This is a genomic window from Bradyrhizobium sp. CAR08, from assembly GCF_052871955.1.
In genome coordinates, this window is record NZ_JBIXJX010000017.1 from 52631 (window position 1) to 78408 (window position 25778).

Genomic DNA, 25778 nt, shown 5'->3' on the forward strand with positions numbered 1-25778 from the left:
CCGCGATGGAAGCTTTCGGTCTCTTGCTTCACGGCTTTGCGGTCCTGCTGACGTGGAAAACGCTCGTGCTGATGATGGTCGGGCTGGTGCTCGGCATCTTCGTCGGCGTTTTGCCCGGGCTCGGCGGACCCAACGGCGTCGCGATCCTGTTGCCGCTCACCTTCACGATGGATCCGACCTCGGCGATTGTGATGCTGTCCTGCATCTATTGGGGCGCGCTGTTCGGCGGCGCGATCACCTCGATCCTGTTCAACATCCCGGGCGAGGCCTGGTCGGTCGCGACCACCTTCGACGGCTATCCGATGGCGCAGCAGGGCAGGGCGGCGGAGGCGCTGACGGCTGCGTTCACGTCCTCTTTCATCGGCTCACTGGTCGCGGTGCTCCTGATCACCTTCCTCGCCCCGATGATCTCGTCCTTTGCCTTGAAGTTCGGCCCGCCCGAGTTCTTCGCGGTGTATCTGCTGACCTTTTGCTCTTTCGTCGGGCTAGGGCGCGAGGCCAAGCACAAGACCGTCATCTCGATGTCGCTGGGGCTGTTGCTCGCCGGCATCGGCATGGACACGGTGTCAGGCAATCTGCGCATGACCTTCGGCTCCTCCGAGCTTTTGCGCGGCATCAACTTCCTCGTCGCCGTCATCGGCCTGTTCGGCATTAGCGAGATCCTGCTGACGATGGAGGAGCGCCTGGCGCTGCGCGGACACGCGGCGAGCATTTCGCTGCGCGTCGTGCTTGCCGTGTGGAAGGACCTGCCGAAATACTGGGTGACGCTGCTGCGCTCCTCCTTCATCGGCTGCTGGCTTGGCATTACCCCGGGCGGCGCGATCGCGGCCTCTTTCATGGGCTACAATCTCGCCAAGCGTTTCTCCAAGGACCCCGAGAGCTTCGGCAAGGGCCGCATCGAGGGCGTGTTCGCGCCAGAGACGGCGGCGCATGCCTCCGGCACCGCGGCGCTGCTGCCGATGCTGGCGCTCGGCATTCCCGGCTCCGGCACCGCCGCGATCCTGCTCGGCGGGTTGATGGTGTGGGGGCTCAATCCGGGACCGCTGCTGTTCGTCGAGCACAAGGATTTCGTCTGGGGCCTGATCGCCTCGATGTATCTCGGCAATGTCGTCGGCCTTGTGCTGGTGCTGACGACGGTTCCGATCTTCGCTTCGATCCTGCGCGTGCCGTTCGCCGCGGTGGCGCCGATGATCGTGGTGTCATGCGCGATCGGCGCCTATGCGATCCAGAACGCGATGTTCGACATCTGGCTGATGCTCGGCTTCGGCGTCGTCGGCTACGTCTTCAAGAAGATCGGCATTCCGCTGGCTCCGTTCACGCTGGCGCTCGTGCTCGGCAACCGGGCGGAGGATGCCTTCCGTCTGTCGATGATCGGCGCCGGCGGCGACCTCAAGGTGTTCTGGTCGAACGGCCTGGTCGGCTCGATCACGACCTTGGCGATCGTGCTGCTGTTTTGGCCTGTGATCGATCGTCTCCTCGGACATCTGAAATCGAGTAGGCGCTAGAAAACCGCATAAAAGTTCCGAAGAAGTTCCCACTGCTGGTCTTCTACTCGCTTATGGCTTTGCGACTAGCGCGGTTGCCGCGACGAGTGCGGCGAAGGCGGCCTGGGACACGACACCAATCTGCCAGTTCATCTTACGTTTGGTGTGTATCCAGACATGGAAGCGTTGAAGCGTCACGAGCGGTTCTCGCCTGTAGAGGCTATGCACGAACTGGAGCGGGTCGGGCAGCATGCCGGCGGCCGCCCCCAGCGCGATCACCCAAATCGGCGCGCTTTGGTAAAATAGAAGGATCGCCAGGGCGAATCCGGTCGATGCATCGGTCGCAATCGTGAGCAGGTCCATCCACAATCGACGATCCGCCTTCAACAGTCGGTTATCGGCATTCTTGCGAACTGAGATTGCTTGAAGGGGATAGTCCCAGTGTGGAATTGCATCGATCACAAAATGGCTCGCAAATCCCGTGACAGCGACCACGATTGGATGTGAGGGCAACATATAAGCGATGGCGCCGCCAACAATCGCGTGTGTACTTAGAATCATACCGGACCGTACCGCTCGAGCATCCGCCCCACAAAAGCACGGCCTCACCCATAAGCACAAGGCCGTCCCCAGGTGCGTCCCCCAAACACAATTGTGAACTCGCGACCTTTAACGAGGAGCCGGTCAGTAAACGCAGGCTGAACGAGCGTCTTCCGTTTGCTGACCACCTTGTTCCAAAGCGACACGCGCCGGGTACCGGACTGTGCGCGAGCGCGTTCACTAGGCGACCTGAGACGAGCGTGCTTTCGCGTGCTTTTTCATGTCGCTTTTTGCGCGCTCACTTTGAATCTACACGACCCTCGCCGCCCTGAGAGCTACAATTTCTTCTTGATCAAAACCGAATTCTGCGAGTACTTGGTCGGTCTGCTCGCCGAATTCCGGCGGCCGCGCCACCATCCTGCTCGGCGTGCGCGACAGCGTCACGGGCTGGCCGACCAGGCGGATGTCGCGACCCTCGTCATTCGGCACCCCTTGCGCGATGCCGAGATGCTTGACCTGCTCGTCCTCGAACATCTGGTCGATGGCGTAGATCGGCCCGCAGGGCACGCCGGCCTCGTTGAGTTCACGGACCCAAGTCTCGGTGGTCTTCGTCAGGGTACGCTTCTCGATCTCGGCATTGAGCGCGTCGCGGTTCTTGGAGCGGGCCGGCGCGGTCAGATAGTCGGGATGGCTGTAGAGTTCCGGCGCGCCGATCGCCTGCGCGCAGCGCTCCCAGATCCGGCCGCCCGTAGTTGCGATGTTGATGTAGCCGTTCGAGGTCTTGAACACGCCGGTCGGAATGCTGGTCGGGTGGTTGTTGCCGGCCTGGTTTGCCACTTCCTTCTCCATCAGCCAGCGTGCGGCCTGGAAGTCGAGCATGAAGATCTGGGCCTGCAGCAGCGAGGTCTGCACCCACTGGCCCTTGCCCGAGACCTCGCGCTCCAGCAGTGCGGTGAGGATGCCCATGGCACAGAACAGGCCGGCGGTGAGGTCGGCGACCGGAATGCCGACCCGCATCGGCCCTTCCCCCGGCGCGCCGGTGATCGACATCAACCCGCCCATGCCTTGCGCGATCTGATCGAAGCCCGGCCGCTTGTGGTAGGGCCCGTCCTGGCCGAAGCCGGAGATGCTGCCGTAGACGAGGCGCGGATTGATCCTGGCGAGGCCCTCATAATCGATACCGAGCTTCTTCTTCACGTCCGGGCGGAAATTCTCCACGACAACGTCGGCCTTGGCGGCGAGGCGCTTGAACACGGCGAGCCCGCGCTCGTCCTTGAGGTTCAGCGTCATCGCCCGCTTGTTGCGATGCAAATTCTGGAAGTCGGAGCCCCGCCGCGGGCCGCCCGGCTGCTCGCCGCCAGCATCCTCGGTCAGCGCGTCGATCTTGATCACGTTCGCGCCCCAGTCCGCGAGCTGCCGCACGCAGGTGGGCCCGGACCGGACGCGGGTCAGATCGAGCACGGTGAAGCGTGACAGGGCTTCCGAGGCATGCGGAAAGGGCATCTTGATGGGCTCCGGGACAGATTGCGGGCCTACCATAGTGCCGAAAGACCATGCGGCAAGACATCACGCGGCAGGTCAGGGCCGCGCGGATGCCGCCTGTCGAAAATGCAACGCCTGCGGGCGCCTGCGAAGGATCAGCGCGCCAGCCGCTTCAGCTCGGCGCGCGCCCGCTCGGCCAGCGGGTCATCGCCGTGGCGCGCAATGAACAGCTCGAACGCCTCCCGCGTTCCCTTGCGACGGGCGGATTCGTACTCCTCCGCGACCGCAGCCGAGGGGTCGCGGGCCATTGGAACGGTGGGGACGCACCCCGCTGTGACGCCTTGCCTGGCGCTTTCCTTGCCGCACTCATCCGCGTTGGCTTTTCCGACCATGACAGGCTGTCCTCCGAAGGATAGATGGCCCGGCCCGGCGAGCGCCATCAGAGCGCCGAACAGGCCGGCCGGGAGGGAACGTATTTTCATGATTTCACTCGCAACACGGCAGCTAGCCGGAACCGGCATCCTCGTCCTGGCCCGTATGACTACGGGAATTGATGGCTAACACGGTCTTATGGAAGGAGTCCGGACCTCCTCGCCCAAATTAAACCAAACGTTCAACTCTCAAGCTAGAATCGCCTGTCTGGCCCCCGAATCATATGGGCCACCTGCTTCGGAGATTCGCTTTGGCCACCGCGGTCACGGTCACCAAGACCAACAACGCCGACATCGACGGCCTGCTATCGGGCTACAAATGGTCCGGCACGATCACGTACAGCTTTCCCGACTCGCCCAGCGACTACGCCATTCCCTACAGCGGCGGCAGCAGCGAGCCGACGACGTCGGGTTTTGCCTCGGCGCCGAGTCAGACGCAGGCGGCGATCAATTACGCGATCGGACTGATCCTCAGCTACACCAACGCCAACATCCAGTATGCCGGGACGAACGGCGCCGACATCATGGTCGCGCAGTCGCCAGCGGCCAATCCGACATCCTACGCCTATTACCCCGGCAATTACGCGGCCGGCGGCGACATCTGGTTCGGCACCGCCTACAACTATTCGCAGGCGGCGCTCGGCAACTACTATTTCACGACTGCGTTGCACGAGCTCGGACACGCCCTTGGCCTGAAGCACAGTCAGGAAGCGGGCGGCCCCGCCAATGTCGCGGTGCCGAGCGCGCATGACGACACCGAATACACCGTCATGAGCTATCGCAGCTATGTCGGTGCTTCGACCACGAGCGGCTATACGAACGAAGCGTATGGGTATCCGCAGACCTATATGGCCAACGATATTCTCGCGCTACAGACGATGTACGGCGCGGACTACACGACCCAGGGCGGGACCACCGTCTATAGTTGGAGCCCGACCACCGGGCAGGAGTTCATCAACGGCGTCGGCCAGCCGGCCGACAATGGCGGTGCCGGTGGCTCGGCCAATCGCATCTATGAGACGATCTGGGATGGTGGCGGCGTCGATACGTACGACTTGTCGAACTACACGACGAACCTGAGCATCAATCTTAATCCAGGTGCGCCGTCCGTGTTCTCGTCGGTTCAACTGGCCAATCTCGGAAACGGCCATTACGCGTCGGGGAATGTCTACAATTCCTATCTCTACAACAACGACGCGCGGTCCTACATAGACAACGCCACGGGCGGATCAGGCAACGATACCATCATCGGGAACGTCATCGCCAACGTGCTGAACGGCGGGGCCGGCAACGATACGATCACCGGTGGCGGCGGCAACGACACCATCACCGGCGGCACCGGCACCGACACCGCCGTGTACTCGGGGAGCGAAGCCAATTACGCCATCGCTTACAATTCGACGACGCAGACCTTCACCATCGTCGACCAGCGTTCCGGCTCACCTGATGGAACCGATACGGTGACGGGTGTTGAGAATTTTCAGTTCGCGGATGGCACGATCGCAAGCGTCAGCGTGATCAACGTTGCGATCGAGGCGGTCGGGTCGACTAGCCTTGTGCAGACTGGAGACAACTTCTATCTTAAGGCCATCAGCACGGGCAGCGGGCCTGTCCTGAAAATCTACGGCTCGCCGGTCAGTGCCACTGCGTATGGGACCTGGGCGCCCTTCGCAGCCGAGCAGACCGGCAGCGGATACGACGTGGCCTGGAGGGACACGGCGACAGGTCACTACACGATCTGGAGCACGGACAGCAACGGCAACTATACGGCCAATATCGTTCCCGAGGTGACGGGGACGAATGCATCATTTCGATCGCTCGAGACCATCTTCCAGCAAGACCTCAATGGCGATGGCACCATCGGTATTCCGAGCGTCACGCTTGAAGCGCAGGGCGCCACCAAGCTGGTGCAGACGGGAGACAATTTCTATCTCGCGGCCATCAGCACGGGCAGCGGGCCTGTCCTGAAAATCTACGGCTCGCCGGTCAGTGCCACTGCGTATGGGACCTGGGCGCCCTTCGCAGCCGAGCAGACCGGCAGCGGATACGACGTGGCCTGGAGGGACACGGCGACAGGTCACTACACGATTTGGAGCACGGACGGCAACGGCAACTATACGGCCAATATCGTTCCCGAGGTGACGGGGACGAATACGTCGTTTGAGTCGCTTGAGACGACCTTCCAGCAAGACCTCAATGGCGATGGGACCATTGGTATTCTCAGCGTCACTATTGAGGCGCAGGGCGCCACCAAGCTGGTGAAGACGGGAGACAATTTCTATCTCGAGGCCATCAGCACGGGCATCGGGCCTGTCCTGAAGATCTACGGCTCGCCGGTTAACGCCAGTTTGTATGGGACCTGGGCGCCCTTCGCAGTCGAGCAGACCGGCAGCGGATACGACGTGGCCTGGAGGGACATGGTGACAGGTCACTACACGATCTGGAGTACGGACGATAGCGGCAACTACACGGGCAATATCCTTCCCGAGGTGGCGGGGACGAATACGTCGTTTGAGTCGCTCGAGACGACCTTCCAGCAAGACCTCAATGGCGATGGGACCATTGGTATTCCCAGCGCCACTATTGAGGTGCAGGGCGCGACCAAGCTGGTGAAGACGGGAGACAACTTCTATCTTAACGCCATCAGCACGGGCAGCGGGCCTGTCCTGAAGATGTCCGGCTCGCCGGTCAGCGCCAGTTTGTATGGGACCTGGGCGCCCTTCGCAGCCGAGCAGACCGGCAGCGGATACGACGTGGCCTGGAGGGACACGGCGACAGGCCACTACACGGTCTGGAGCACCGACAGCAACGGCAACTACACGGGCAATATCGTTCCCGAGGTGACGGGGACGAATACGTCATTTGAGTCGCTTGAGACTGTCTTCCACCAAGACCTTAATGGAGACGGCACCGTTGGAATTCCTTCGGGTGCGACCATGGCCAGCGCATCATCTGCAACGAAGCTTCTCCTGTCCCATCAGAAAGGTTTTGTTTTCCAACCTGAGATCCAGCCAATTAGTGGTTCCATCAACAGCGCGTCGCCGGCCTTTTTGAACGACCTATCGGGCACTGGATTTCACTTCGAGACGCAAGTGTCCTCCTCTGATTATGGATTTTGGGAAAACCAGGGGAGTGATCCGGCGTTCTCACATATTGATCATTCAGGCCTATCCCACATTACCGAACTTCTGACGCGAAATTTCCTGCTTCACTAGACTAGCACTACTTTGGCAGATTGTTGATTTTGTCTCGTTTTATAGGATTCCCGAATCAATTTTTCAATGATTCATGGGTGGTCGGCTCTTGGAGGGCTGACGATGCCGGGATGGGAAGACGAACCCGAACGCTGGCTGAGGCCGTTCTTGGACCGGCTGGGTCATAAGACCCGACAGCGGATGTGTCCTCTGTATGTTGCGGGACTGATCGGTCCTGGCGATCGCAAGAGCATTCAGCCGATGGCGGAACGCCTTGCCACGAGCAACTACGACCAGTTGCACCATTTCATTGCGGACGGTGTCTGGGACGCGACGCCGCTGGAGACAGAGCTGCTCAACCAGGCGGACCGACTTGTCGACGGCAGCGATGCGGTGTTGGTTATCGATGACACCTCACTGCCGAAGAAGGGTGAGCGCTCGGTCGGTGTTGCGGCTCAATACGCGTCGGCTCTCGGTAAAACGGCAAATTGCCAAACGCTGGTGTCTCTAACGCTTGCGCGCGGCGAAGTGCCATTGATGGTCGCGTTACGTCTCTTTCTGCCCGACAGTTGGACGAGCGACATGTCTCGTTTGAAGCGCGCTCGCGTACCAGTCGAACAGCGAACGCCACGGTCCAAGCCGGAGATTGCTTTAGCCGAGATTGACCGCGCGATGGCAGCCAAGGTGCGCTTTGGATGTGTGCTGGCGGATGCAGGATACGGCCTCATCGCACCGTTTCGACAAGTGCTAACAGAGCGCGGGCTGGCCTGGGCTGTCGGTATCCCTTCGGCACCTGAAAGTGTATCCGGTCGATGTGAAGCTCATTTGGCCGATTACTAAAGTTCGCGGGAAACCACGAAAGCACCACGTGCCCGATATCTTATCGATTGCGGCAGAACAAATGCTGGCCAGCGCCAAATGGAAAACCGTGAGTTGGCGCAGCGGGACGAAAGGTCGGCTAAAAGCCCGATTTGCTGCTCTCCGTGTCCGGACCGCCGACGGCCCTCCGCAGCGGATATGGGATAAAGGTCAGCAGCATCTCCAAGGCGACGAAGCTTGGCTCATTGGCGAGCAACGTGCCTCTGGAGAGAAGAAATACTATCTCGCCAATCTTCCGGCGGCGACGGATCTGCGCACACTAGCCGTCACCATCAAGGCACGGTAGATTTGTGAGCAGGCGCATCAGAATTGAAGGAGGAGCTTGGACTTGATCACTTCGAAGGCGATCATGGCAAGGTCTGCATCGCCACGCCCTGATGACAATGATTGCCTACGCCTTCCTGCAACATCATCGCCTCCCATACGCGGGGCGGAAAAAAAAGAATCAACGGGCCTCCGCCTCAACCAACCATGCCCGCCGTACGTCACGCCATCGTCGATCTCATCCTTCGGCCGCCGTCTCAGCAGTGCCCATATTGCCGAAAGCAAATCGTTGAAAAACAGTGGCGCAAACACATTCTGCCAAAGTAGTGCTAGGGGTGGACTCATAAACTCGTGTCGAGAGACGTGCAGATGCGAGAGCGACCGCGGCGAGGAAGTTGCGGGCGAGCTTATCGAAGGGGTTGCGATGCGTCTGAAATGCTTAAGCTTACAGAAGAACCGCTCGATCAGATTGCGCTGGCGCTAGATGCGCCGGCTGACAGAGCGTTGGATTATTCGCTGGCTGGTGGACGGATACGAGCCCTGGCGCCAGTGGCTCGGATCGTGTTCAGGAGGGCGTCGGCGTCATAGCCACGATCGGCGACGACGTCTCGGCACCTGAGCCCTTGCAGCAGAAATGGCGCAGCACGCAAATCGTGAGCCTCCCCGGGGTGGCATCAGCCGACCGTCATGCCCTTCTCATCGACAGCAGCGTTGATCTTGGTGCTCAGTCCTCCACGAGAACGGCCGATGGCGTGATCTTCGCCCCCTTTTTACCCCCAGCGGCATGCTGATGAGCCTGGATAATCGAACTGCAGATCAGAGCCATCGAATGCGGCGAAAGGTCTGCCAACACCTCGAAAATCTGCACCCAAACACCCGTCTTGGCCCAGCGATTAAAGCGGGTATAGTTGTAGAGGCCGTAGTGTTCCGGAAGATCTCGCCAAGGCGAGCCTGTCCGAAGCACATAAACGATGCCGTTGAGAACCCGCCGATTGTCCACCCGCGCAACGCCGCGCGACTTGTTCGGCAGCAGGACCTTGATCAAGGCGCATTCTCGATCGCTCAGGTAATACCGCGCCATGTCTCCCCTCCAAATCACCGGAGGAGTTCGCGAGCTATGGAGTCCCTTTATGATGGGGTGGACGCCCCGCCGACGGCATCGATGTGCCAAAGTGGAGGTGTTTAGCACCACTTAAGGGAGGCTTCCGTGTCGGAGGTTAGCATAATCGGTCTGGACATCGCCAAGCAGGTTTTCCACGCTCATGGAGCAGACGGGAAAGGGCGAGCTATATTCAGCAAACGGATCAGCCGAGGAAAGCTGCTGGATTTCTTCGCAGCCCAGCCGAGTTGCACGGTAGCGCTGGAGGCATGTGGCGGAGCGCATCACTGGGCCCGTCAGCTCACTCGGCTTGGCCACGAAGTTCGGCTGATCCCTCCCGCCTATGTAAAGCCGTTTGTGAAGCGGCAAAAGAACGACGCGATCGACGCCGAGGCGATCTGCGAAGCAGCGCAGCGGCCGAGCATGCGGTTCGTGGCCGTGAAGAGCGAACAGCAACAGGCGGCGGGTCTGGTGTTTCGGACCCGTCACCTGTTAGTGCGACAGCGAACGCAGCTCATCAACGCGATCCGGGGACATCTCACTGAATATGGTTGGGTCGCACCTAAGGGGCCATCGCACGTGGCGATGCTTATCGATCTGATCGAGGAGGAAGAGATGGCCAGCTCGCTTCCCAAAGCGGCCCACGCCATGTTCCGATTGATGTTGGACCTGCTGACCGACCTCAATGGCAAGATCGCGGATCTCGACCAGGAGATCGCGCGACGTGCTCGCGAGGACGAGGTATCGCGCCGGCTAATGACCGTTCCCGGCATCGGCCCAATCTCCGCCACTGCGATCGCCGCTCTAGCACCGCCGGCCGAGACCTTTGCCAAAGGCCGTGACTTCGCGGCATGGCTCGGTCTCACGCCTCTTCAAAGATCGACAGGCGGCAAGCAGAAGCTCGGTGCGACGTCCAAGATGGACGAACGCACGCTCAGGCGCCTTCTCATCATCGGCAGCAGCGCGGTCGTGCAACAGGCGAGCAAACGCGGTGCGCCAAGGGGATCGTGGCTCGAACAGATGCTGGCTCGCAAACCGCGCATGCTGGTAACGGTCGCGCTCGCCAACAAGATGGCGCGGATCGTCTGGGCGCTACTTATCAAGCAGGAGAATTACAGGGCTCCGGTCGCAGCCAAGGCGTAATCCTGGCCGACCTGAGGTCGTCAGAGATGTAGTCGGTCGAAGGAGAGTATGGCGCAACAGTCGGCGAGACGAGACCGGAAGAACCAGGTGTACTCATCGTGCCTACCGAGCACGCGTTTATGATTTGGTTCCGGTCTGCGAACTCCCATACGGGCCCGCAGCTTCATCGCTGCACCATCAGAGGCCGGACAGATGGCGGCATCCGACTACGTGCCGATCTTCTTCAAAAATCGCTTGCATCTCGTGGGGCGTCCACGAGTACAGGACCTAGTCCAGGCTGACGAGTGCACAGGTCGAGCGCTGCTCGATCCATGTTCCTTGGCGGCGGATCCCCATTTAAAAATGCATGTGTACAGACTCATGCACCCGCGGCGTGCTCCCAGCACGCTGCTACCCATTCGACCGGCGGCCGGGCTGCCGTGGCAGACTCGACGCATTAGGCTAAGCGCTATCAGATGGAGGGAGTGCCGGTGCCTTCTAACCGACACGACAGCGCGTCTGTCACTTCTATGCGATCAGGCATTCCAGCGCGAACAAGCGGAGCGCTAGCAACTGTGCGCTCCTCCCTCGCGCTTCGCTTCAGACACTTTAACAGCCATAGTTGGTGACCTGCGACGGCGATGCTTGGACTACGAGCGACGGAAACCCGTTCCATGACTTAAGTTGGAGATTGCGAGGGATCACGTTGAAAAAGCGAGCCACGTGGGAGCTGCGCTTCCGTCAGGGGAGATCGAGCGTACGCTTGAAATAGGCGATCGTCTCCTTCAGCCCGTCCTCGAGCGCGACCTTCGGCTCCCAGTCCAGCGCCGCCTTTGCCTTGGTGAGGTCGGGCTGGCGCTGGCGCGGATCGTCCTGGGGCAGCGGCTGGAAGATCAGTTGCGAGCGCGAGCCGGTGAGCTTGATCACCTTCTCGGCGAGCTCGCGAATGGTGAACTCCGAATTGTTGCCGATGTTGATCGGTCCGGTGATGTTCTCGCCGGTCGCCATCAGCCGCATGATGGCTTCGACGAGATCGTCGACATAGCAGAACGAGCGGGTCTGCCCGCCGTCGCCGAACACGGTGATCGGCTCGCCCTTGAGCGCCTGGACGATGAAGGACGACACCACGCGCCCGTCATTGGGCTGCATGCGCGGGCCGTAGGTGTTGAAGATGCGCGCGACCTTGATCGGCAGGCCGTGCTGACGCCAATAGTCGAAGAACAGCGTTTCGGCGCAGCGCTTGCCTTCGTCGTAACAGGAGCGGATGCCGATAGGGTTGACGTTGCCCCAATAGTCCTCGGTTTGGGGATGGGTCAGCGGATCGCCATAGACCTCGCTGGTGGAGGCCTGAAAGATGCGCGCCTTGAGCCGCTTGGCGAGGCCAAGCATGTTGATGGCGCCGTGCACCGAGGTCTTGGTAGTCTGCACGGGATCGCGCTGATAGTGGATCGGCGAGGCAGGGCAGGCCAGGTTGAAGATCGCGTCGACCTCGATGTAGAGCGGGAAGGTGACGTCGTGCCGGACCGCTTCGAACAGCGGATTTGCGATCAGATGGGAGATATTGCGCCGGCTGCCGGTGAAGTAATTGTCGACGGAGACCACCTCGGCCCCCGTATCGAGCAGCCGCTCGCAGAGGTGGGATCCGATGAAGCCGGCGCCCCCGGTGACGAGGATGCGGCTGTTCTTGTAGCTTTCAAACGGCATGATCGGTTCCAGATTGTCCGCGGCGCAGCGCGCTGAGTGGTATCGGCAACGGCCGTGCTCGCCAATAGCCAAATGGCTTGGTTGCAGGTATGGAAATACCGGTGCTGTGTATGGGGTTGTTTTCGCTATTTAGTGCGTGGCAGGGCACTGGCTAGAACTCCCGTCGTTTCAGCCAGGCGCGCGCACTCCAATGGGCAAAGCACCAGGCCGATCTGATCAGCGAGAGCTGTTCGACATTGCGGTAGATCTGCCAGACCCATTTGGCGGAACGCGCCGGGCGGCTGGAGACCGAAGAGCCCCTGACGCGGTAGCGCGCAAGGTCCTCGTTGAGACCGTAGGCGGTATGGCCGCGCTTGAGGATCGAGAGCCACAGGCAGAAATCGTCATAGCCCTCGTTCTTCATCACGACGGAACCGGCGATCTCGCGGTCGACCATCGCTGTCAGCGTCGCGATCGCGGTGTTCTCCAGGAGCTGGCTATAAGTGAGCGAGGCCGGCACCTGGATCAGCCGTCCGGTGATTGTGTTGCTCTCGTCGATGCGACGGAACGCGGTGTAGCTGAGGGCGGCCCGCTTCTCGCGGGCGAAGGCGAGCTGGCGCTCGAGCTTGCCCGGCAGCCACAGATCGTCGCTGTCGAGGAAAGCGAGATAGCGGCCCCGCGCGGCGTCAATCGAGGCTTGGCGGGCGAGCGCAGGGCCGCCATTTCGGGCCTGTCGGATCAGCTTGACGCGGGGATCGCGCTCGCCGATCGCGGCGATGATCGCCGGCGTCCTGTCGGTCGAGCAGTCGTCGGCGATCAAGAGTTCCCAATCGGCGAACGTCTGGTCCTGCACCGAACGGATTGTTTCCTCGATCAGGCCTTCGACGTTCCAGGACGGTGTTATGATTGAGACGAGCGGCATCACAGATCCGTTCAGTTCACGCGGGCCGGCTCGGCGATTGCCGCGCGCAAGGAGGCCGCAAACGTGTCGAGCAGCTTGGGATCGCTGATATAGAGCTCGCCCGGATAAGACCGGCGCCAGGCAGACTCGAAATAGGGTGCGCCCTTGGCCGTATCGAAAGACCCGGCGGAGAGCGCCTCGCGCAGCCGGGCAGGTACGTCGGCCAGACGATCGACCGCATATACCAGCGGACAAGAGCGGTAGAACGCATCGCCCATCACCACGACCGGCTTGCCGAGCAACAGCGCTTCGGCGCCCGACTTGCTGTTGACGGAGATGACCGCATCGGCACGATTGAGCACGGTGTAATTGTTGGTCTGCGGCGGCAGCAGCACGAAATTGTCGAACCGGCGCGCCAGCTCGAACAGGCGGTCGGCAGAGATCGCGCCGATCTGAGCGGGGTGCTCCTTCACCACCAGCACATGCGAGTCCGGGATCGTCCGCAGCAGGAAGTCGACGGTCGCGACCTGGTCGAGATAATCTGGTGAGCGCAGCGTCAACGCCATGTCGGCGGGAACGTGGAAAGGGTAGTAGACGAAGGGGGTGTCGGGGAGCGGGCGATAGAGCTTCCGCAGCCGCGTCGCGTTGAGCGCCATTGCCGCATGAACACGCGCGTGGCGCAGATTGTGCCCGAACTCCTGGTGCTTGCCGAGCGCAAACTGGTCCCAGAGTTTTTCGACAAGACGGTGGGCATTGTGCAAGTTCACGACCTTCTTGAAAGCCGCCGAATAATGGTGCTGGTCCTTCTTGGGGATGACGATGGCACGCTGCGTCAGCGTGTCGTCCAGATAAGCGCGCACCTCTGATGACACCGTGTCTGCCGGCGTCGCCATCACGTCGGGCGCTGCGAGGCTGTCACGGGTAAAATACGTCCGGCCGCGGAAGAACGACGGCTCGATGAACCAGTTGCGGATGTTGCGGCGCCTTGCGGCGTAGAAGCTCGCGATGACGGAGAGAAAGCCGCCGAGCTCCTGCACCAGTTCGGCGCGCGTGCCTTGCGCCTCCAGCCGGTCGAGCACCGCCTCCATGGCGTTGGCGTAGATCATGAATCGCCGGCGCAACGCTGCCGTGTCGCGGATGCCGAAAGTGAAACGTTCATGACTGAACAGGAAATTGGTCCCATCTAGTCCGTAGGCGGCGACGCGCGCGTCGAACGCCTTGCGGTCGTCGGGTGCAGGGCCGGCCTTGAGGCCCTCGCGGTACATGTTCGTAACCGGCACGCCTGCAGCGGCCGAAATCTCCGCGCTGCGATCGTCGAAGGCGAGCAATTCGACGTCATGGCCTGCCGCGCGCAATCGCTGTGCGACCGGAATCCAGAACCGGGTCTGGTATTCGGCAAGTGTGGTGATCAAGATCTTGTTTTCGGAATACATGCTAGCGCGACGGTTGTGTATTTGCCACTTCCGCATATAGAAGCGCGAGCGACAGTCAAGCTTGCATTAAAGTTCTTTTTTGCTCCAGGCTGTAGTAGTAGGCTGCCTGTTGGATTCGTATCGCCTGGAAACGCGACGCTTGTTGCATTGGCTGTTCGGGAGAGTTGGCAGCAACTATGAACAGGATGAAGCGGGTCATTTTCCGAGTCGACGCTTCGGTCCAGATGGGGATGGGGCACCTTACGCGTTGTCTGACCCTAGCGAATATCCTTGCCGAAGGCCGAACCGCATCGTGCTTTCTTATGCGCAGCCATGCCGCTGCGTTGGCTCCACTGATTCAAAGCTACGGCCATCTCGTGCGGCTCTTACCAGATCCACAGGTGTCGAATCCGCAAGCAGCTAACTCGGACCAGAGCTACGCGCATTGGTTGCCTACGACGTGGCAACAGGATGCGGAGCAGACCTTTCAGGTGATGGAGGAGATTGGACCAGCCGACTGGCTTGTCGTCGATCACTATTCTCTCGATGTCAATTGGGAGAATGCCTGCCGACGACACGGCTTGCGAATCCTCGTGATTGACGATCTCGCCGATCGTCCGCACGACTGCGAGATTCTCCTCGATCAGAACCTCGTTCAGCAGATGGAGACGCGCTATCGTGAACGTGTATCGCATTCTTGCGTGCAATTGCTCGGGCCGAGATACGCCTTGCTTCGTCCCGAATTTGTAGAGCAACGTCGCTTGTTGTCAGGCCGCAGCGGCGACATCGGTCGGATTCTGGTTTGCTTCGGTGGCTCTGATCCAACCAACGATACTGCTAAGGCGTTGCAAGCTATCGCAAGCCTCGGGAGTCCAGAGATTGCGGTGGACGTTGTCATCGGTCAGAGCAATCCGCATGCAAAGTCGATTGCGCAACTTTGCGACGAGCTGCCGCGTGCGCAGGTGCACCGCAGTGCAAATAACATGGCCGAGCTGATGCGCCGGGCCGACCTGTCGATCGGAGCGGGAGGTGGTATGAGCTGGGAGCGTTGCTGTCTCGGCTTGCCGGCTGTGGTGGTGGATATTGCGGCAAATCAAGTTAGCGCGTTAGCGGCCCTCGCCCACGCGGGAGCGGCGCTGTATCTCGGGTCGAGCTCGTCTGTCACGGCCGAAGCGCTTGCCGACGCCATCCGCTCGCTGCAGGCGGAACCGGCCCGAGTGAAGGTATTGGGGGAGGCCGCCTTGGCGCTGGTGGACGGCCAAGGTAGCGGCCGCGTGCGTCTCGAACTCACTTCCCGATTTTAGCCGGAGATCAGTCAACGAAAGATTTTATGAAGGAAAAACAGCGAGATGAAACATCTCTGCTTCCCGTATTTTTGCTCTGGGAAGTATACGGGAAGCACCCGGGCCGAAATCTCGTTACGAGTTGGCCGCCAACTCAAACAGGCCGGTGGGCTCAAATCCGCGAGCTCGTCGACCTCGTACTGATGCTGCCCATGTCGCCGATCAGACTCCGCCCGGTGGCCCGCACGTCAGGGCTGCCAGCGTCATTCATCAGCTATGCCGATCTCCTGAGAATCGGCTTAAGAAGCTTGCCGATTCCAGCCGGAGCCGCAAGCTTGGTTCTGCGTGCCATTGGCAGGAGCTTGGGCAGTGCGCAGGAGCAAGTAGAGGGCGGGGACTTGATTGGTCGCACTGATATCGCTAGCCAGAATATGATGGCGCAAGAACACAAGTTCAGGGATTACAAGCCGCCCGGGCGATCGCCGCGCTATCGGTAGCCTATTTCCATTCGTACGTCGCTGTGTGCGGCGCCTTTCCGGAAAGCGATTGGCTGCCGATTCCTCCGCTCGCTCGCTGGGACTTTTTGGGCGTGGACGTCTTCTTCGCCATCGCGGGTTATGTGATCTGCCTCGTCACCTCGAGACCTTCCTTCACTGTGGGCGGCTTCGTGTTCAAGCGGTTGTTCCGCCTCTACCCGATGTACTGGGCGACACTGATCGTTGTGGTAGGCCTCATTGTTTGGGGCAAGTACGCCCCTCAGACCAGCGGACATGTCATCTATTCGATGACTTTGCTGCCGCAACAGGGTGCCCCCGCCTATGAGATTAGCTGGACGCTGGAGCGTGAGTTGGTGTTCTACGCTCTCGCCGCGCTGTGCGTGCCCTTCATCGGGATCGTTGGCCTGGCGTTGGTGCTAGCCGGGCTGGCGTTCGCAGGCTGGTATCTCGGCAATCCTTGGTCGTTTCACCTTGTCTCGGCTGTCCAAGCCGATTTTCTTGCAGGAGTTCTCGTCTACCTCAGCCGAAAGCCGATAGCATGGCTTGGGAGTGCCGTTCCCCTCATTGCAGGCATCGCACTGCTTGCCTGGACTCGGCAGCATGATTTCCTGTTCTCCGTGCCAGCTTCGATGGCCCTGATTCTTGCGGGCATGGTCAAGCTCGAGCTGCCCTGGGGGCACCGCCCATTCACTTGGCTGGTCAAGGCGGGCGACGCCTCGTATTCGATCTATCTGCTGCATTACATCATCTTTCTCGTGGCTTCGATCATCGGAGGTCAATGGCTGCCCTTCCCACTGCCGGCGTGGAGTTGCGAAATCTGGCGCTTCGCGGCCCTGATCGCTTGCTGCCTTGTTTCGTATTTCACTTGGATCGTGATCGAGCGCCCGATGATCCGTCTCACTCGGCCACGGTGCTTGACTGAGCAACTGGCTTAATTGCGGCCCGCGTCTCAGCACGCGCGCCGCCTCGATACGGAAGTATCACCGTTTGAGGCGGCGTCGGCGCTTAGCAGCAGGTCAACAGGGGCCTCCGGATTCGCGGGTTGGCGATGAGCCCATGGGCAGCCCACGATAGTCCGCGATACGCTTCGGCCGTCGCTTCCCGTGCGGCGTCGAGCTGGGCTGCCGGCGGGTTCTGGTGCTGAACGGCGATCGCCCAGGCCACGGCTTGCCCTAAGCGCGGCGCGCCTCAACGTGCCGCTGGATATCCTGAAGGGAGTACGTCCGGTCGCCCCAGGATCTTGCCTCTTGGGGTTCAGCATCCGGCTCTGGTGGGAGAGCGGGCGCTGCTGACGGTCCGCCGGGGAACGTGACAACGTTACTCATACCATCGTTCCCTGCTGCCAGCCTTGCGTTCCAACTTGCTCTAAGAGGCCCTCGCGATCCCTATGCCAGTATCCTCGATTATCTCGAACGCCGTCGACACACGGGTCGCTCGTGTCGAGGAAAGCAATCAGCCGCTCGATCTCCCACGGATGCCTCTTTCCTCAGTCTGGCGAGGCGCTCAGAGGCCTTGCGGTCACCCGCGGTTGAATAGTGGCTGGGTATGGAAACGATCAACGACTCCGCTCGCGGCGGAAACATGGATTCTTCGGTGGACGGGTAGTTTCTCAAGATTTGGCTACCAAGGGCTGCTTGCCGTGACGGACGGCAAAGCCTCGGTCTTAAGAGCGAGCCTTGAGGACTCGCGGCATAGCCTTTGGGGTCCCCTTGAACATCGGCCGCAGGCTAGGCGGCCCTCGGCATTGCGATGCCACCCCGGCCGTGATATGCTAGAGTCAGATGAGGGTACTTGCCAAGGTGCAGCCATTGCGATCAGAGCCCGCCAAGGCTCGTCACGCAGGTCGACCCCGCCGCCAAGCGATATCGCCTTCGCAAGGTCCGGATTTCTGGGCCCGCGGACCCGCCATACTGATTTGCTAAGAAGCTGCCCCTTGGGGGCCGCGGCGCGCCCGCCACGGCCTTGAGCCCAATCACGATTGCCTGCGTCTTATAGGACACCCATCGGGCTTCCCTAGCCCGTTCTCCATCAACGGTTGTCCGCTCGCCGTCCCCAGTGATAGGAGGCTGGAAATAATTGCAAACAACGGGGCGCAATTTGAAACACGACCACCGGTCGGTTGGAATCGATTGCCTGCGGGCAGTCGCGATAATCTGGGTACTGCTCTATCACTTTGTGCCGATTTCCCTGTTCAATCGGGGAACTCACGGCGTTTTGCTCTTCTTCATCATCAGCGGATACTGCATATCGTTCAGTGCCCGGACCTCACGATCCGCCTGGCACTTCTACGCCAAGCGCGTTGGCCGGTTGCTTCCGGCTCTCGTCGTGTGCGGCTTCCTGACGACTGCCTTCAAGCACGTTGCTCCAGAACTCATTGACCCGTCCCGGCTGGTGTCGTGGCGCGACTACGCCTATTCGCTCGTTGCGCTCCCCACGCTCAATCTTCTCCGCATCGACTATGCACCGCCGGACTGGGCGTATTGGTCTTTGATCGTGGAGTTTCAGTTCTATGTGCTTTGCGCGGCGATATTAGTCCTCGGACTGCGCAAATACCTTCTGCTTGCCGTCTGCGGCTATTGCTTGGCGCGCTTTGCTCTGTCGAGCCCGAGCACGTCTTATACGAACGACTTTTTCGCCTTCTTCATCGCAGGCCTAAGCGTCGCTTCTTTAGCCAGTGGCGATCGCAAGCAAGCGCTATTTGGCTTGGCGACAGCGCTGTTTCTCGAATGTGCCCATCAACTCCTGCATTATCAGCAACCGTCTATTCCAATGGAAGGATGGCGGCTTCTGACGCTATCGCTTGGCACACTTGCAGTGTTTCTCGCCTCTCGATACGAAGCGCCAAAAGTTCTGCGGCCGGCCGCTTACATTGGTCTGATCAGTTATCCGCTCTACTTGCTCCATCAGGACGTAGGCCACATGATCCTTCACGCGCTGCATATCGGCGACGATCGGCCGATCGACTTACTCTTGCGGGCAGTAGCACTGCCGGTTTTCCTTGGAATGATCGCCTGGCTGACATATTTCTTTATCGAGCGGCGGAGCATCAAGCCGCTCACCACGTTCCTGCAAAATCCGCTTCCTTCAAATGAACTCGTTCTGACGAAAGACATCGCTACGGATTGAGGAACGCACTGTCGTCTTATGGCGCGCTGATATAGCTAAGTCTCGTTGGCGCAAAGGACGGTCTAATTCTGTCGCATTTTAGGTACGAAGCGGAAAAGTGCGTCTGAGTCGTGGCGGGTCAAAGACTCAAATCCGACAACCCACTCCCTGTGAATAAGGGCAAGCGCGAAATGAACTCCCTGATCTTGGGGGGGCGGGAATGGACTTGTCCTTTGGCGACCCACAGTTTCACGTCCACCCAGTAATCATATCCCCGCCGAATCAACTCCTCTGCGACTTTCCTCAGCTTCTGCGCTTCTGCACGGAAATCTTGTGCTCCTTCATGAGCACGGCGATGGTTGTGAGCCCAACAATGTCCTGGAAGAAATGCACCCGGCTGTAAGGCGCAAGCATATTTTCACAGGCGTAGCGAGGTTGAAAGAAGCCAGCACGGTCCTACGAGCGCAGCTGCCCGTGCGTAAGGCCAGTTAGCCGCGCTCTTCCTCGAGACCTGCTGCAAGGACGTTTTGCTCATGCTGAGTCCTTTTGGCGGTCCAGCGCTCCCGAATCGACCAGGCCAAGCCCGCGTGAACAGAGAGTGAATGTCCTATTCAGCGGCGATTGCATTTCCATAGCTATGCTTATCGGGGATTTGGTACACTTTAGAGGGAGAGAAACAGTGCTTGTTCAGGCTGCAACACTGGCGCTGGTGGGCCTTGGACCGATATCGTCCGCCCCGATACAGGAAGTTCCAATTCAGCAAATCCAGTTCCCGGGGAGAGCCGGTGGATGTCCGGTTGGCTACGACTTTAACTTTTCCAACGGTCGCTGTTATCCGAACAGCTATCACGCCCCCGGCGTCTACAAGCGGCCGTTACCCGATGACCCGCCATACGGCTATCGTTACCGACATCATAGATATAGTGATCGGCCCGGCTATGGGTACGGGCCAAGGTACTATGACCGCTACTAAGGATCGAATCCGTTCGCAGGCGGCAAGTCGACAGCGCGATCGGTGCTGCCACGCTGCTCGTTCAGCACAAGCTGACCTGCCCCTGCCGATTTCCTCCAGTTGAAGTTAGAGTCCGGCCTTCTGAAGGACGGACAAATGAAGCGAGCCAGGTTTACGGAATAGCAGATTATAGGCGTGCTGCGCGAGCATGAGGCCGGTGCGAAGACGGCCGATTTGGCACGCAAGCACGGCGTCTCGGAGCGACGCTTTACAACTGGAAGTCCAAATTCGGCGGTATGGACGTCTCGGAGGCCAAGCGGCTGCGTGAGCTTGAGGAAGAGAACGGGAAGCTGAAGCGGATTGTCGCCGACCTGTCGTTGGACGAGGCCATGCTTCAGGATGTGCTCTCAAAAAAGCTCTGAGGCCTGGCCGCAAGCGCGAGCTTGTCGACAAGGTGCGAAGTGACTGGAAGGTGTCGGTCAGGCGGGCCTGCTCCACGCTTCGGGTTGATCGCGCTCTTTACGTCTACAAGTCGAAGCGCGGCGACCAGGCCGCTCTCAAACACCGGATCAAGGACATCTGCGCGACGGGGGTGAGATACGGCTATCGGCGCATTCATGTGCTGCTGCAACGGGAAAACGTCAAACGGGTCTATCGCCTGTACGGGAATTGAGCCTGCAATTACGCAACAAAACGCCCAAGCGCCGCGTCAAGGCCAAGCTGCGAAAAGATGAACCGATGCCAAACAGATCAACGAGACCTGGGCCATGGACTTCGTTCACGACCAGCTGGCCACCGGCCGCAAACTCCGCGTGCTCACGATTGTCGACATCTTCAGCCGCTTCTCGCCGGCGGTCGATCCGCGGTTCAGCTATCGAGGCGAGGACGTTGTGCTGACTCTGGAGCGCATCTGCAAAACCGTCGGTTACCCGAAGAGCATTCGTGTGGATCAGGGATCGGAGTTCATCTCCCACGATCTCGACATCTGGGCTTATCAAAGAGGCGTTGTGCTCGACTTCTCACGTCCCGGCAAGCCGACCGACAAAATAGCTTCATCGAATCCTTCAACGGCAAGTTCAGAACCGAATGCCTGAACACGCACTGGTTCCTGAGCCTTGACGACGCCCGGCAGAAAATGGAGGATTGGCGTAGAGACTACAACGAAGTCCGGCCCCACAGCGCGATCGGCAATAAGGCGCCGATATCGCTGTTGAATGGCTCATCGGCGCCCCAGCCGGCATGAGCATAACCCCGGCAAATTCCAGCGCCGGCTGGCGTAGTTTTGGGGAGCACTTCAACATCCGCCGAGACTCTAATCGCCAATGGATGAAAGTTCAGCGGCAGGTCAAAGCTTGGCGCAACCGTTTTTCTGCGCGGGCTCCTGCGAGAGAGCCACTGCCGTATTTGTGCTCGCCAGCGTGACGAGCTGGTTGCATCCGAGCCACTAGACGAGTGCTTGATGGGCACGGATGCAGTGGCTGAAATGTTCACCCTAAACCCGTTCGGGATTTCCTGTGGTCGTCATTGAAATCGAAGGTGTTGACGGTGTTGTCTTGCCGCTCGATGGGCCTCAAAGATCGCGCTGCGCACACGACCCATCGTGGGTGCCGTAACTGACGCGAGCTCTGACGTTCACACCTTTGACGAGAGCAATAGTGTTGTTTGCCGAAATGTCGCGCTTGAAGAACACCGTAAAGTCTCGCAGGTCGGAGCGAAAAGACCCTAGGTGCGGCTCGGATCGCCGAGCGTGCTGCCGTGCATCCCCGGATCGAAGCGGTTGCCCGCGCGCAACGCGGTGCCGCCCCCAGCACCTCCCAGTATCACGCCAACGGAACTATTAGAGACGTGGGGGGAGAAGAGCACAGATTGGTGACGCCAGCGGGTACCATGGCGCGCGCATCCTGGAAGCCTCCGGCGCGGGATTGGCGGCGCGCCATAGGGTGCCGAGCGGGGCCGCAACCATCTCCGCTATCCGGATAGCCGAGCGTTCGGATAACCGAATAGGCCGAGTCAAATTCCGCCCCTGATGGGCGCGAAGTGGAAATGAATGTCGATCCTGAGACTGCACCGGCGTAGGGCGGGCAACTGAGTGTCCCCGGGGACGTGTTCAGGAGGAGCGGAGTTGTTGCATGAGTGACAACTGTGCCAGACGTGCTCGGCCACGTCCGGGAAGCGGACGCGATAATCGAAAATCTTGAGAATGGAAGCGGTCCAACCTTTTTTCGCGAACCAATGATCGATTGTGACCGCAGGTGAACGAGGCTTCCGCTTCGCCTAAGCCATTGCAGATTAAGGATTTTGGAGCATCGTAAAGGCTTCTGACAGCTAAGGCTATCTGTTGGCCGTGAATCGAGCCAGTTTCCCGTAGGTTTTTGGTGAATTTCGCTGATTTTACAACGGGAAGCGCCGTTCGCGCTTTGCTCCCTTTTTGTTGACTAACGCCGGGCTTGTGCCTATGTGAATCCCGGTTGGGCGGGCTTGCGACAATGAACGATTTTCAAATTCGGCTGGCCACGAAGGACGACGCTCGACGGTTGTTCGAATGGCGCAATGACGAGTCGACTCGCAGAATGTCCAAGAACAAGAGCGGCGTCGGATGGGACGAGCATGTGGGCTGGCTCAATCGACGGCTCGAGATGGACCAGCCAAACCTTTTCATCTTCGAGCTAGATCAAGACCCGGTTGCGACCTTCAGGATAGATGGCGAAGACGTATCTTATACAGTTGCGCCTGCGCATCGTAATCGGGGAGTCGCAAAGCTGATGCTGAACGCAGTCAGGTCGCGCTTTGGTTGCCTTCGCGCCCACGTCTATGCCGACAACGAGCCATCTATCAGAGTCGCGCGGAGTGCTGGCTTCGATGTTGTGATAATTGACCCTGATCCGACGAAATGATCAGGGCGCGGTCGCTCCTGTGGCGCCGCTGCCTTTGAAACTGTCCGGAGCATCTTATGACAGACACGATCTCCATTGCCGGTCATTTGATTGGCCGCTCGCATCGGCCATTCATCATTGCCGAAATGTCGGGCAACCACAATCAGTCGCTCGACCGCGCGCTGACGATCGTGGATGCGGCCGCTAAGTCTGGCGCGCACGCACTCAAGTTGCAGACTTACACTGCAGATACGATGACCCTTGATTTGGACGAGGGCGAATTCTTCATCAACGATCCTAACAGCCTGTGGCGAGGGAATTCGCTGCACAAACTCTATCAGGACGCCCATACCCCATGGAAGTGGCATGCTCCGATCTTCGAGCGGGCCCGGTCGTTGGGCATGATTCCATTCTCGACGCCGTTCGATGCTACTGCGGTCGATTTTCTCGAAAATCTTGGTGTCGCCTGCTACAAAATCGCGTCCTTCGAGAATACTGATCTCCCACTCATTCGCAAAGTCGCGGCTACTGGCAAGCCCATGATCATTTCGACAGGCATGGCGACCGTGGCCGAAATCGATGAGACGGTGCGCGCGGCAAGAGCTGCAGGCTGCAGACAACTTGTGCTCCTGAAATGCACTAGCACCTACCCCGCGACCCCCTCCGACACCAATCTGCTGACGATCCCCCATATGCGGACTCTGTTCGGTTGCGAGGTGGGCCTTTCGGATCACACCTTCGGAATTGGGGCTTCAGTTGCGAGCGTTGCGCTTGGTGCGACCGTGATCGAGAAGCATTTTACGCTTGCACGCGCCGACGGCGGTGTCGACTCCACGTTCTCAATGGAACCCGAGGAGATGGCGGCGCTGGTCGTGGAGACGGAGCGCGCCTGGCTCGCCCTTGGTGAGGCACGATATGGTCTCACGGAAAAGGAGCACAAATCACTTGTGTTTCGTCGCTCGCTCTATGTGGTGGAGGATCTGGCTCCAGGTGACGTGCTAACCGAGGGCAATTTGCGAATTATCCGGCCCGGGTTGGGCCTGCCACCGAAATACTTCGAGACGCTGCTTGGCAAGCGCGTCGGTCGGTCGGTCCGCCGCGGGACTCCGATGAGTTGGGACCTGCTCTCGCCTGCCGACAGTGCCTTTCAGGCGCGGCAGGAGATGTCGAGGAGCGATCGTGGCTGAACAGCACCATGTCTGTCTGATCGTCGACAACCCGCTTCGCGATCTTGAGGGGTTAGTACTACTTGCTCGCCAGCTGTCAATTCATGGCGCGCGCACCACGCTGGTGCCCATGTACGAGCAGGGAAATGATATCCCAGCTTTGCGTCCTGATCTCGTGCTGCTGAACTACACCCGTCCGAACAATGCCGACTTGATCAAGTCCTACAAGCGCGCCGGAATTCTCGTCGGCGTTCTAGATACGGAGGGAATTGGCGGCAAGAATGCGGATCAGTTCGCAAGCATGGTGAAGAACGCGGGCTGCCCTGACCTCGTCGATCTCTATTGTGTCTGGGGACAGGCGCAGTACGCGGCGTTCCTGCGGCAGGGCACTGTGTCGCCGGATCGCCTCCACGCCACGGGGTGTCCGCGCTATGATTTCTGCGCGCCGCCCTGGCGCGCTGCGTTGGCGAGCCCAACTGTCGGCTCGGACTACATTCTCATCAATACGAATTTCCCGACCGTGAACCCGCGATTTTCCGGCAGCTCGTCTGCCGAAGAGGAGTCGATGGTGCAGGCTGGCTTCGCGCGCGAGTTCGCTCGGCGGTTCATAGCCGATGCTAGACGAGCCTATCACAACACGTTGGATATGGCCGTCAAGCTGGCGGAGCACTTTTGCAAAGTCGAGTTCGTGTTGCGGCCACATCCGTTCGAGAACATCAACTCGTATGACGCGTTCGCGGCATTGCCGAATGCAAAAGTGGTCCAGAGCGGAACGTCACTCGAATGGATTAGCGGCGCGCGTCTGCTTGTCCATCAGAACTGTTCCACCGCGATCGAAGCAACCATGCTGAATGTCGAGCCGTTGAGTATGGAGTGGTTCAACACGCCTTCCCTGCGCTTCGATGCAGCGACGCGAGTCAGTCGCGAAGCCCGTGGTGAGGCTGAAATGCTTGAGCTAGTGCGGCAAGGGCTCGATAATCGCTTGCCGTCGCTGCGCCCTGAGACCGAGGCATTTCGCCGCGAAATTATCAAAGATCTGTATAGCGCAGTGGATGGGGCGAGTTCCGCTCGCGTTTGCGAGGCAGTTCTCGCAACCATCGCCTCCGCGAGATACTGCAAACAGCCAGTGCATTCATTGCCGCCACTGTCCTTGCGCGGTGCCGCGGCCGGCGCGCTTCGGCGAACGCTCGGATATAGGGCAAGTTCAGTCCTCCGCCGGACCTACAGCTCCGCCGAGAGCGAACGTCGCCGGGCCGGCAAGTCATTCGATGCCGAAACCGTGAACGCGATATTGCAGCGTCTCAATGCAGTGTCGCCTGATTGTCGGCGATTCGTAGCCGGGCCTACTGCGAATATCCGACTGAGCCGGTTGAGCAGCGGAACGAGCCTGCAGCTTGCGGAGGTGAACTGA

The 25778-nt window shown here is 59.9% G+C and carries 14 protein-coding genes and 4 pseudogenes; 11 read left to right on the plus strand and 7 right to left on the minus strand.

Going from position 1 to position 25778, the window contains the following annotated elements:
- Nucleotides 1-5: 5 nt before the first annotated feature.
- Complete coding sequence (locus tag ACIPUD_RS30175) at nucleotides 6-1505, plus strand: tripartite tricarboxylate transporter permease (RefSeq protein ID WP_446482108.1); 1500 nt, start codon at nucleotides 6-8, stop codon at nucleotides 1503-1505.
- Nucleotides 1506-1556: 51 nt separating this feature from the next.
- Here ACIPUD_RS30175 and ACIPUD_RS30180 read toward each other — a convergent pair whose 3' ends face one another.
- From ACIPUD_RS30180 to ACIPUD_RS30190, 3 genes are all read right to left on the minus strand, one after another.
- A complete protein-coding gene (locus tag ACIPUD_RS30180; protein ID WP_247531687.1) occupies nucleotides 1557-1946 on the minus strand; it encodes a hypothetical protein in 390 nt (129 codons plus the stop codon).
- 387 nt (nucleotides 1947-2333) lie between these two features.
- A complete protein-coding gene (locus ACIPUD_RS30185) occupies nucleotides 2334-3527 on the minus strand; it encodes a CaiB/BaiF CoA transferase family protein (protein WP_446482109.1) in 1194 nt (397 codons plus the stop codon).
- Nucleotides 3528-3661: 134 nt separating this feature from the next.
- Entirely contained in the window at nucleotides 3662-3988 is a 327-nt protein-coding gene (locus tag ACIPUD_RS30190) for a hypothetical protein (protein WP_446482110.1), read from the minus strand.
- Between the two features lie 200 nt (nucleotides 3989-4188).
- Between ACIPUD_RS30190 and ACIPUD_RS30195 the strand changes: the two genes are divergently transcribed.
- Both ACIPUD_RS30195 and ACIPUD_RS30200 read left to right on the plus strand, forming a co-directional pair.
- Nucleotides 4189-7152, plus strand: a complete 2964-nt coding sequence (locus ACIPUD_RS30195) for a M10 family metallopeptidase C-terminal domain-containing protein (protein ID WP_446482111.1) — start codon at nucleotides 4189-4191, stop codon at nucleotides 7150-7152.
- 66 nt (nucleotides 7153-7218) lie between these two features.
- Nucleotides 7219-8567, plus strand: a pseudogene (locus ACIPUD_RS30200) (IS701 family transposase).
- A 74-nt stretch (nucleotides 8568-8641) separates the two neighbouring features.
- On the opposite strand, the pseudogene ACIPUD_RS30205 reads toward ACIPUD_RS30200, so the two are convergent.
- Nucleotides 8642-9355 (minus strand): annotated as a pseudogene (locus tag ACIPUD_RS30205) (IS5 family transposase); the annotation flags it as partial.
- 126 nt (nucleotides 9356-9481) lie between these two features.
- Here ACIPUD_RS30205 and ACIPUD_RS30210 point away from each other — a divergent pair.
- On the plus strand, nucleotides 9482-10516 hold the full coding sequence (locus tag ACIPUD_RS30210) for an IS110 family transposase (protein WP_446482112.1): 1035 nt from the start codon (nucleotides 9482-9484) through the stop codon (nucleotides 10514-10516).
- Between the two features lie 720 nt (nucleotides 10517-11236).
- Here the strand turns inward: ACIPUD_RS30210 and ACIPUD_RS30215 are convergent.
- From ACIPUD_RS30215 to ACIPUD_RS30225, 3 genes are all read right to left on the minus strand, one after another.
- On the minus strand, nucleotides 11237-12199 hold the full coding sequence (locus ACIPUD_RS30215) for a UDP-glucuronic acid decarboxylase family protein (RefSeq protein ID WP_446482113.1): 963 nt from the start codon (nucleotides 12197-12199) through the stop codon (nucleotides 11237-11239).
- Between the two features lie 151 nt (nucleotides 12200-12350).
- Complete coding sequence (locus ACIPUD_RS30220; protein WP_446482114.1) at nucleotides 12351-13100, minus strand: glycosyltransferase family 2 protein; 750 nt, start codon at nucleotides 13098-13100, stop codon at nucleotides 12351-12353.
- An 11-nt stretch (nucleotides 13101-13111) separates the two neighbouring features.
- On the minus strand, nucleotides 13112-14512 hold the full coding sequence (locus ACIPUD_RS30225; RefSeq protein ID WP_446482115.1) for a capsular polysaccharide export protein, LipB/KpsS family: 1401 nt from the start codon (nucleotides 14510-14512) through the stop codon (nucleotides 13112-13114).
- 176 nt (nucleotides 14513-14688) lie between these two features.
- On the opposite strand from ACIPUD_RS30225, the gene pseG reads away from it, so the two are divergent.
- The 7 genes and pseudogenes from pseG (at nucleotide 14689) to ACIPUD_RS30260 (ending at nucleotide 25778) form a co-directional block, all read left to right on the plus strand.
- On the plus strand, nucleotides 14689-15795 hold the full coding sequence (pseG, locus tag ACIPUD_RS30230) for a UDP-2,4-diacetamido-2,4,6-trideoxy-beta-L-altropyranose hydrolase (protein WP_446482116.1): 1107 nt from the start codon (nucleotides 14689-14691) through the stop codon (nucleotides 15793-15795).
- A 448-nt stretch (nucleotides 15796-16243) separates the two neighbouring features.
- Nucleotides 16244-17206, plus strand: a pseudogene (locus tag ACIPUD_RS30235) (acyltransferase family protein); the annotation flags it as partial.
- 1162 nt (nucleotides 17207-18368) lie between these two features.
- Nucleotides 18369-19397 carry an acyltransferase family protein gene (locus ACIPUD_RS30240; protein WP_446482117.1) on the plus strand — a complete coding sequence of 343 codons (1029 nt, stop codon included), beginning with the start codon at nucleotides 18369-18371 and terminating at the stop codon, nucleotides 19395-19397.
- Between the two features lie 1117 nt (nucleotides 19398-20514).
- Nucleotides 20515-21571: pseudogene (locus ACIPUD_RS30245) on the plus strand (IS3 family transposase).
- A 1243-nt stretch (nucleotides 21572-22814) separates the two neighbouring features.
- Nucleotides 22815-23222: a GNAT family N-acetyltransferase gene (locus ACIPUD_RS30250; RefSeq protein WP_446482118.1), complete on the plus strand. Its 408-nt coding sequence runs from the start codon at nucleotides 22815-22817 to the stop codon at nucleotides 23220-23222.
- Nucleotides 23223-23278: 56 nt separating this feature from the next.
- Nucleotides 23279-24388, plus strand: a complete 1110-nt coding sequence (pseI, locus tag ACIPUD_RS30255) for a pseudaminic acid synthase (protein WP_446482119.1) — start codon at nucleotides 23279-23281, stop codon at nucleotides 24386-24388.
- The gene (locus ACIPUD_RS30260; protein WP_446482120.1) at nucleotides 24381-25778 is read left to right on the plus strand and encodes a surface carbohydrate biosynthesis protein; all 1398 of its coding nucleotides are present in this window, start codon (nucleotides 24381-24383) and stop codon (nucleotides 25776-25778) included. The genes pseI and ACIPUD_RS30260 overlap by 8 nt, the downstream gene beginning before the upstream one ends.

Bases quoted from the DNA above. Each gene is read 5' to 3' on its own strand.
- ACIPUD_RS30175 (WP_446482108.1), top strand. From the start codon at position 6: ATGGAAGCTTTCGGTCTCTTGCTTCACGGCTTTGCGGTCCTGCTGACG.
- ACIPUD_RS30185 (WP_446482109.1), bottom strand. From the start codon at position 3,527: ATGCCCTTTCCGCATGCCTCGGAAGCCCTGTCACGCTTCACCGTGCTC.
- ACIPUD_RS30190 (WP_446482110.1), bottom strand. From the start codon at position 3,988: ATGAAAATACGTTCCCTCCCGGCCGGCCTGTTCGGCGCTCTGATGGCG.
- ACIPUD_RS30215 (WP_446482113.1), bottom strand. From the start codon at position 12,199: ATGCCGTTTGAAAGCTACAAGAACAGCCGCATCCTCGTCACCGGGGGC.
- ACIPUD_RS30220 (WP_446482114.1), bottom strand. From the start codon at position 13,100: ATGCCGCTCGTCTCAATCATAACACCGTCCTGGAACGTCGAAGGCCTG.
- ACIPUD_RS30225 (WP_446482115.1), bottom strand. From the start codon at position 14,512: ATGTATTCCGAAAACAAGATCTTGATCACCACACTTGCCGAATACCAG.
- pseG (WP_446482116.1), top strand. From the start codon at position 14,689: ATGAACAGGATGAAGCGGGTCATTTTCCGAGTCGACGCTTCGGTCCAG.
- ACIPUD_RS30250 (WP_446482118.1), top strand. From the start codon at position 22,815: ATGAACGATTTTCAAATTCGGCTGGCCACGAAGGACGACGCTCGACGG.
- pseI (WP_446482119.1), top strand. From the start codon at position 23,279: ATGACAGACACGATCTCCATTGCCGGTCATTTGATTGGCCGCTCGCAT.